The 8,320-nt window shown below is 34.1% G+C and carries 6 protein-coding genes and 1 pseudogene; 3 read left to right on the top strand and 4 right to left on the bottom strand.

The window, feature by feature from the left end; all coding sequences use genetic code 11:
* From E4661_RS19525 to E4661_RS18500, 3 genes and pseudogenes are all read left to right on the top strand, one after another.
* Positions 1–124 (top strand): annotated as a pseudogene (locus E4661_RS19525) (IS1595-like element ISIse1 family transposase); the annotation flags it as partial.
* Positions 125–146: 22 nt separating this feature from the next.
* A complete protein-coding gene (locus tag E4661_RS18505; protein WP_136468952.1) occupies positions 147–1,046 on the top strand; it encodes a DUF4848 domain-containing protein in 900 nt (299 codons plus the stop codon).
* A gap of 37 nt (positions 1,047–1,083) precedes the next feature.
* A complete protein-coding gene (locus E4661_RS18500; RefSeq protein ID WP_136468951.1) occupies positions 1,084–2,658 on the top strand; it encodes a hypothetical protein in 1,575 nt (524 codons plus the stop codon).
* Positions 2,659–2,746: 88 nt separating this feature from the next.
* Here E4661_RS18500 and E4661_RS18495 read toward each other — a convergent pair whose 3' ends face one another.
* The 4 genes from E4661_RS18495 to E4661_RS18480 form a co-directional block, all read right to left on the bottom strand.
* A complete protein-coding gene (locus E4661_RS18495; RefSeq protein WP_136468950.1) occupies positions 2,747–3,376 on the bottom strand; it encodes a hypothetical protein in 630 nt (209 codons plus the stop codon).
* Positions 3,377–3,543: 167 nt separating this feature from the next.
* Positions 3,544–4,797, bottom strand: coding sequence for a site-specific integrase (locus E4661_RS18490; RefSeq protein ID WP_136468949.1), 1,254 nt, complete (start codon positions 4,795–4,797; stop codon positions 3,544–3,546).
* 484 nt (positions 4,798–5,281) lie between these two features.
* The gene (locus E4661_RS18485; protein WP_136468948.1) at positions 5,282–7,426 is read right to left on the bottom strand and encodes a DEAD/DEAH box helicase; all 2,145 of its coding nucleotides are present in this window, start codon (positions 7,424–7,426) and stop codon (positions 5,282–5,284) included.
* Positions 7,427–7,533: 107 nt separating this feature from the next.
* Positions 7,534–8,070 carry a hypothetical protein gene (locus E4661_RS18480; RefSeq protein ID WP_136468947.1) on the bottom strand — a complete coding sequence of 179 codons (537 nt, stop codon included), beginning with the start codon at positions 8,068–8,070 and terminating at the stop codon, positions 7,534–7,536.
* Positions 8,071–8,320 lie beyond the last annotated feature (250 nt).

The raw sequence follows: 8,320 nt of genomic DNA, 5'->3' as shown, positions 1-8,320 counted from the left end.
AATGCACAAAAACACATTTTACCTACACCTCAAAGAAACAGAGTTCAGATATAATTATAGAAACGAAAATTTATATAAATTCATCATACATAACCTAAGAAACAACCCTCTTAAGTTGTCATGACTCATGATTAAATACAAAAAAAATGAAAAAATCTTATTTATTCGGAATATTATACCTCCTTTTCGTTTTCGGTTGTGAAAAAAATGATTCCGACATAGAAAACGGTGATAAAAATTCTCTGCCAAGCGAACAATCATTGTTCCAAGTCCTTGTTAACGATGGCATGTTAGACTTCCCATCTAGGGGAGATTATGACCAAGCTTTGGATTATTTGGGCCAAATGTCTCTTCAAGAATTAGAAGCATGGAACAACAATCTTGGGTTTAAATCCATGAAAACTGAAATTTCGGAATCAGAAAGAGAAGAAAATGGTATTTACGACGACTTGTTGGCAACTTTGATAAACACTAAATCTGAGATAAAAATTGGTGACTATATACTAAGGCTTGATGCCCTCGGCGAGAAGGTTTATGTTACTACCAACTCAAAAGATTCCAAGAAAATACTCAACAATAAGGATACAAGAATATTTAGCACCGATGATAACGTTCTAGATATTTTAAATGGAGAAGTAGATGATGCGATTTCAGCGAAATCTAGGTATTGTGGTAAAAGAAAGCTATCATGGAATTTGAATTTTAGTACAACACCTTCGAAGATTCATGCAAAAGTTGTTTACCAAAAAGCGGGATTCTTGAACTCTTTGCAAAGTAAAATTGAAGAGGAACTGGGACTTGATGGTACAAGCAAATGGAAAATGTTCCTAAAAACAAATGGTTCAGGAAACTTTTGGCGAAATAAAAAGAAATCAGGTACAATTGGTCCTTATCAGTCCAGTATATTCAATAAGGCAAACAAGTCATATAGACCTTATTATTCAAGTCGTCGATTGAAAGCCTACAAATTTTCAATTGAATTTTGGGCACAATCAGAAAATGACGGTGTTCTAAGAAAAAAAACCATAACCATTGATTGCAATTAAGATGAAAAAAATAAACAATATACCATACCTGATATTTATGACTTTGCTGATTCTTTCTTGTTCAAAAGAACCGGAGATTGAAGCAATTGCGTCGGAAGAACCTAAACAAATTGAGGTAAAAGTACAAGTCGTCAATAACAAACTTAAATTTGACAATAAGGAATCCTTAGCGCAGTTTATGGAGCAAAATGACCAATCCGAAATCAAAAAAAAGGTCAACAAATTCACTGAGCAAGGATTTAAAACTCTTCGTCCACTCTTTGAAGATAATGAGGAAGATGCAATGAGTGCCTTCTTAATTCAAAAACAAGCTAAAATTGCAAAAAAAGGGTATTTATATAGTTCTAAAAATGATGATGATGATGAAATTGACTTGGACGATGAATTAATCAGTGATGCCAATTTTGCTGCAATTTTAAATGAAGATCGCGAAATCTATGTGGGAGATTCACTATACATTTACACTACATTGGGAATCTATGCATCTAAAATAGGAGATGAAGAATATTTAAGAAATTATCTTTCAAATGAATCATCAAAAATATCCAGTAAAGAAAAATTACTAGCCGCTAGGGGTGCATGTAATCATTATAAATCTAGCATTTCAAATAATATGTTAGAACCAATGAAACTACAAAGAGTATCTATTGACTCTAAGATAAATAGTTATAAAAATTGTGGTGGATCTGGAGGGGGGTCCAGTGGTGGATCTGGCAGTAGCTCTGGTAGTGGGTCAGGAGGTAGCAGTTCTACATCTTTACAGGCCAGCATGCCGATAATAAAGCCCATGAGCTTTGGCACTTGCCAATATTCAGAGGATAGTGTTTGGCAAAGTATTTTCGGCAATAGAGTAAAGTGTAATGATTATCACGATTCCACTCATAGGGTTCAAACTCAATTTTACAATGAGAATTATCTCCTATTCAATAAAATAGGCATGAAAGTTAAGTACCAAAAAAAGAGACTCGTCGGATGGAGTCAATCAAGTACTGCGGATTATGTGGAAATGGGAATCAATTCTCTCATGTTCAATTATAAAAACCCATATACAATTTATAACCCATTCTCATCGCACCATATAAAATATAAATACAAAGGGGTCACCTACGATATGCAGGGAAGGGTAATTCAAGACAGAATAATTGAACCTGCATGGCCAATCAGTAATGAAAGTCAGATTCTTATCCCCTTGGTAATTGAGATAAATGATATCATATTTCCAAAATGGGACATTCATTTTGAAGGTGTAACTGCTGGTAACGTTAACGATGGCATTAAAGAACTATTGAAAGGTGCGAAAAGTGCTCTCAGCTCGGAATTCCGAAAGAATTTAAAAGACAACAAGGTAAAAGTAAGGATAGTGAGATACGCTCCCAAGGATACCCAAGTGATTGTTGCAAATAGGGTGACGAGAGGAAAAAGCTATACGGATTATAAATTTCCGCCTTCATTTTTACTTTCATATAATTCTAAAAATGGAAGTAATGCCTGGAAACACTTTGCCGACCAGATGAATGCTAAAAAACATGACAAAGTTACCATAGATATGTATGGTGCCGCACTCAGAAATGGAAAAATAAAAGGGAAAAGAGTCATCGGCAAAGGGGATTGAGTTTATTGCTTATAAGAGAATAATCTGTAAGTAGAAATCAGATTTTTACTGAATTAAGCTACCGACACTGCCACGGCCGTCATGAATATCAATCATGACGGCTTTTTTTGTTTTTTTTGTAATAATTGATTATTTCATCTATTCCATTTATTGCGATTCCCTTTGAAGTCAACGCCATACTAATTCCATTTTTTACGTCATTTCTTGCAACTTCTCCTATAGAACCTATTGCTTTTTGTGATGATATTAAATTCTTGTCTTTCAGGTCATATATTTGTACATGGACAGTAGCTTCATTAGACCTTATGGTTGTTGCCCCATCTATTGTAGTCCTGGGCGGAGATAATGCACTTAATTCTTCGTTTAAAATTTCAATTTTTGTAGTTATAATGTAATCACAATCAGTACCTAAACCAATATTTTCTAAATCCTTATCATCGAGTTCAAATTTAATTTTTTCTGAAATCAGACTATTTTGTCGCAAATCATATAGTGAATAAAGTGAATCACCTATCAATGATTTCCATTCCTTCAAAACATACTCGTATTGATCATCGTCTATACCAAACGTTATTGGTCTGTTCAAAATCCATTTTCCTTGATTAAAGTCGATTTCACTTAGTCCCCCATGTTCAAAAGTAAATTTTGGTGCAGTACAGGATACCACATAAAATATCAAAAAGAGCAAAAGGGATATAGAGGTTAATGTTTGTTTCATTTTATGGGGTTTGCTGTTTAAGTACATTAATAGCTACATATATTATGCCATATGCTATAAAATATTGAGGAAAGAGACCCAATAAATATTCTTATTTCATCATGGAATCAAATAAACTAATTGACTGTCAATTAAAAGTATTCATTGACACTTTTAACATTAAACATTTATGAAACAATCATTTCATTAGCTTCATCCAAAATATGATCATCAAAATCTTTTAGGTATATTTCAGTAGTCCTAATGGAGGAATGCCCAAGGCCTTCGCTAATAATCTCAGTGGATATTCCCATGTATTTTGCTATTGTTGCCCAGGAATGACGTATGTAATAAGTGGTGAAGTTCCCCTCAATACCAGCGTCCTTTGCAATAATCTTGAGTCGTTCGTTCATCCTTCTTCTCTGTGACTTATACTTTTGGTAATGTTTGGAACTTCCATCATAGTTGGTTGGCAATAAGAACTCGGAAGGTTTTTTACCCTTGAGGTAATAATCCAATATAATCTGTAGTCCTTCCGTAATCTTTACAGAAAAGGGATTGCCCGTCTTGCTTCTACCGTAATATAAGCGTCCGTTGGAAATATCCTTAACTTTTATCTTGACCAAATCAATAAAATTCATGCCCCTACAATAAAACATGATGAGAACATAATTCCTTGTATGCCAGAGTGGTGAACCAAACTCATAATGTAGTTCTTTAATGGCAGTAATCTTCTCCTTGCCCACTACCCTTTTTTTTGTTCTTGAGCCTGAAGGAATCCTATAGTGTTCAAAAGCGTTTTTTATTGGTATGAACCTATCTTCTTGTATTGCATTATTGTAGATGGATCTTATGGCCCTTAGATATATGCTGATGGTATTTTTGCTATTGCCCCTTCCTAAATGGTAAGCTTCAAAGTCCTTTAAAAAAGAAACCGTGATATCATAGAGCATTACATCTTTCCCTTTATTAAACTTTACTAATGCATCTATCCCGTCCTGGCACCACTTTGCAGTAGCAGGACTATCAGCACTCTTCTTTCTATCGATTACCACCTTGCCCCATTCTGAAATCGAAATTCGATTATCTATCCTATGCCTGACCTCAGAAGTTGGATTATAGTCCCATTTTTCTTTAATATGGTCCACAAACCCTTGAATGTCCAGTTTATCAATACTACTCCCAAGCTCCCTTACCAACTCTTTGGCGGCATATAATTTTCCGTCCAATTCTTGGTTAATCTCATCACAATTTATATTTCTGTTCACAAGAGCTGACTTTTTCAATCGCGAATTTCTATCGTCCCATCCATTTATTGAAGTATGATGACCTAGCCGTATCAAGCTCTGCTTTTTATGAAAAACACGCAGAACGATTGGAAAAAGTCCATCTCTGTTCTTAACATTTTTCCGTGTGTCCAAGGCCAATTTAATAAGTGCCATTTTATGCTTGATTTTCTATTTAAGGTACAAAAAAATGTGCATACTTTGTGCATACTTTTTCTTGAAACCAAAGCATTTCAAATGAAATCAAATTTTACTAATAAATTGACATTCAATTATTTATGTTGTTTTTGGTTTTGGTTAAATTAGCAAATTTCAGTCTGTCACGCAGGGGGTCGCGGGTTCGAGTCCCGTCCAGACCGCGAAAAGCTCCGAAATTTCGGAGCTTTTTTCTTTTTATGTATGTGATTTTCAATAATTTGCATAAAAATTAAAAATCCATTTTATATTTTTCGTGCTGCATTCGTGCTGCATTTTTAATCAATTTTCATCCTTTTGCAGCATTTTACAACTCTTTTCAATAGAAAAATCCCTATTTGTAAAGTGAAATAAAATAACATTATCGAAAAGCAATGGAGGTTTTTTATTTCCTTTTATTATTTCGCAAACTAAGTTTTCATAATATATTCCATAACGAAAACTCTTAACCATATGCCAACTCCTTTGCGTATCTGATTAACCTCTTTGTTGATGAAGAAACTTGATCTCTTTTAGCACCTTCAGACAATACTCTATCACAGCCAACTATAATCAATTTACTTATGGTCCTGCTGACGGCTACATTGGTTAACTGCTCACCAACCTTGTGAAAGTATAAATTACCTATAGGAATGTTTTTTTCACTCTTCAGAGAATCCACCATATCAAAAATTACAATATCATATTCAGTTCCCTGAAAACTATGGACCGTTCCAACTGATAGTTGTTCCTTTTCTAATCCTATTGTTTCAGCATTTTCGGCATAGAACTTTTTGTAAAGGTTTACTTGTGCTTTATATGGAGTAATAACACCGATTGTAGCGTCCTTAGAATCCTGTATAATACTTGAAACCATTTGTTTTACTTTCTCAAAAGAACCATAATTAAATCTTGATTGGCTTGCACTGTACTCAACTTTATACATTGGGTTGTCAGTAAGACTAATAAAGGCCACGCTCTTATTAGCGTTTGGATTTAGCTCGATATATTTTGAATGATGATTACTTGGCACGGGAATCAATTTATCTTCATAGTAAATCCTGGATATGAGTTCAACTATATCGGAATGACTTCGCCTTTGCTCTTGTAGCATATTTACAGATGGATGAGATGTTATCTCTTTATCACTTCCTAAAAGTTCGAACAATGATCTTTTTAGCCACTTATCAATATACATTGAGTTCCCAATTGCTATAGGCCCCAACTGTCTGAAATCACCAGCAATTATTATTCTTTTCGGTTGCTTTCTACAAATAGCATATAAATAAGCTGGACTTACCATACTTCCCTCATCAATGACAATAGCATCATAATATGAATCAAACAAATGCTCATCTAAGATAGCTTTTGATAACGTGCAAAAGTGCATTTGGGCATTGTTTGAAAGGCCTATGATTGCGTTCTTAATCTGTTCCTCCAGTGTATTGATTTCAGAAAGAATTAAGCCGTATCTGGCTGAATCATTCCTTATTCTGGATTTCTGCTTTAATAATCTTTCCCTGTTAGCTACAAGGTTTCTAATATTATCATCTTCCGGGTAAATATCATCTCTTTCAAGTAGCTCTTCATCTGTTACAAATCCAATTCTGAGAACACTTTTATCTCTTAGTCTAGGTTTGCCTTTTTGAGCTAAACCGTCAGTGAGTTCTAAAAACTTCTTAAGTGTTCCATCAACCGCTACGTTGGCAATGCTACAAACTAAAGTTCTCTCGTTGGACAGATACAAGTTATATAAAACCCTTGCTAGTGTGTGTGTTTTCCCTGTACCCGGAGGCCCCCAAATAAAACTTAAATCATTGTTTAGGCAATTGTTTTGTGCTCTTAGTTGAGAAGTTGATAAAAGCTCGTTATAATGTATTTGCCCAGGAAGATTCTCTGGATAAATAATTTCATCAAACAAATTGCCAAAAGCTATGTAGTCTGAATCAAAATCCTCAATTCTTTTTTTTAACGTTTTAAGTAAAAATTCGGGGCTTGCACTTAAAGTTGCTTTACTAGAATTGGGTAGTTCTTCCTCGACCGACCATGTAACTTTTCTATTTCTAATATTTTGTTCCAGTAGAACAACCTTATACCTATTCTGGTCGACTTTACAATCAATCATAATACCCTCAGGCAACATGGTTTGGGACTCCTCATTATCATCATTGTAATAAGCTGTGTAGACTTGATTTCCATCAATAGTACCAACATGACTTACATTGAAAACACTTAAAAATTCTTTTCGGTTAATTACTGAACTAATTTCGTGATTTATGGCCTTAACAATCTCATCTTCTAATGGAATTGACTCTGGTTCTACGCCCCAAATTTCTGGGTAGGCTTGATAAATCTGATTCAACCTAAATCTGAATTTCGTCCCCTTGTATTCAACAAATTTTTTAAATGACCCTCTAACTTTAGTTATCTTAGGTTGATCTTCGAAACCGTGGGTAAAGAGAAGGTTGGCCATCTGACTACTAAAATAAAATTCCCGTTCACATTTTTTCTTGTATAATCTCCTGATTATAAAAGTCAACATTTCCTTGGGAGAGTTATCATTAGGTTTCTGTTGACTGGCCAGAGAATAGGGCATTTTCGGAGCTTCCATAGGAGAATTCAAATTAATATTATCTCATAGTTTTTTCAACTTTTACAATTAAATCTCTCAGACAAACAAGTTAAAAATAACAACTTGCCGCGACAAAAACTATGCCATTAAGCATGTAAACAATATCTGTCAATTTCTTCCAAAATTTGTTCTGCGGTAAATTCATCAATTATCGACAAATCCAATTCCGATGCAAAAATGCTTAGGAAGTTGTTTAGCTCTTGAAAAGTGTCTTGTCTCAAATTACTATTATTGGGATCATAGATTTTATGGGCCAATTCCCTACCGAACCTTTTATCAAATTCATTTTCAAAATATCTATCATCGTCACATTCAAATTCTTCTAGGTAGTACAGGTATTTTTGATTAAGTGTCCAAAAGTGCAAGGCAGTTTGTTCTTCCTTTTTAAGGTTTTCAATGAATTTTTCTAATAGTTCAGAAAGCTGAAATTCAAGTTCTGTAGGTTTGGCATTCATACCATAAAAGTTCAGGCTTCGAATTAAGTCTGTAACAACTTCGCAATCGCTAGTTGATTCAAAACTTAACAACACCAACAATTTACGAATCACTACTTTTTTGGTATAGTCAACTACAATCGTATTGATTTCTTTTGTAATCAGTAATTTGTCGTCTGCTGTTATCAAAGCCTTAAAAAGATATTAGATGAATATGGTTTTCTAATATAAAACTCTACTGTATTTAGTTTTCAGTTAATTATTCAGGACACCAGTGAGTTATTTTTTAACTAGATTCAGTATTAAATTAAGTGTACTAGCCACTACTTAACCTGACAGTTGTGGTTAATCTGACACTTGAAAAGAACCTTTAAGCTCATTGTATTCGATGAGCTTTTCTTTTGCTAAAAGTATGGAATCCTCAAAAGTCTGCAAAGGG

The sequence above is a fragment of the Flagellimonas onchidii genome (assembly GCF_004804315.1).
Taxonomy (GTDB): domain Bacteria; phylum Bacteroidota; class Bacteroidia; order Flavobacteriales; family Flavobacteriaceae; genus Flagellimonas; species Flagellimonas onchidii.
Note: the sequence above shows the minus strand (reverse complement) of the source record. Positions and strands in the feature narration are given on the sequence as shown.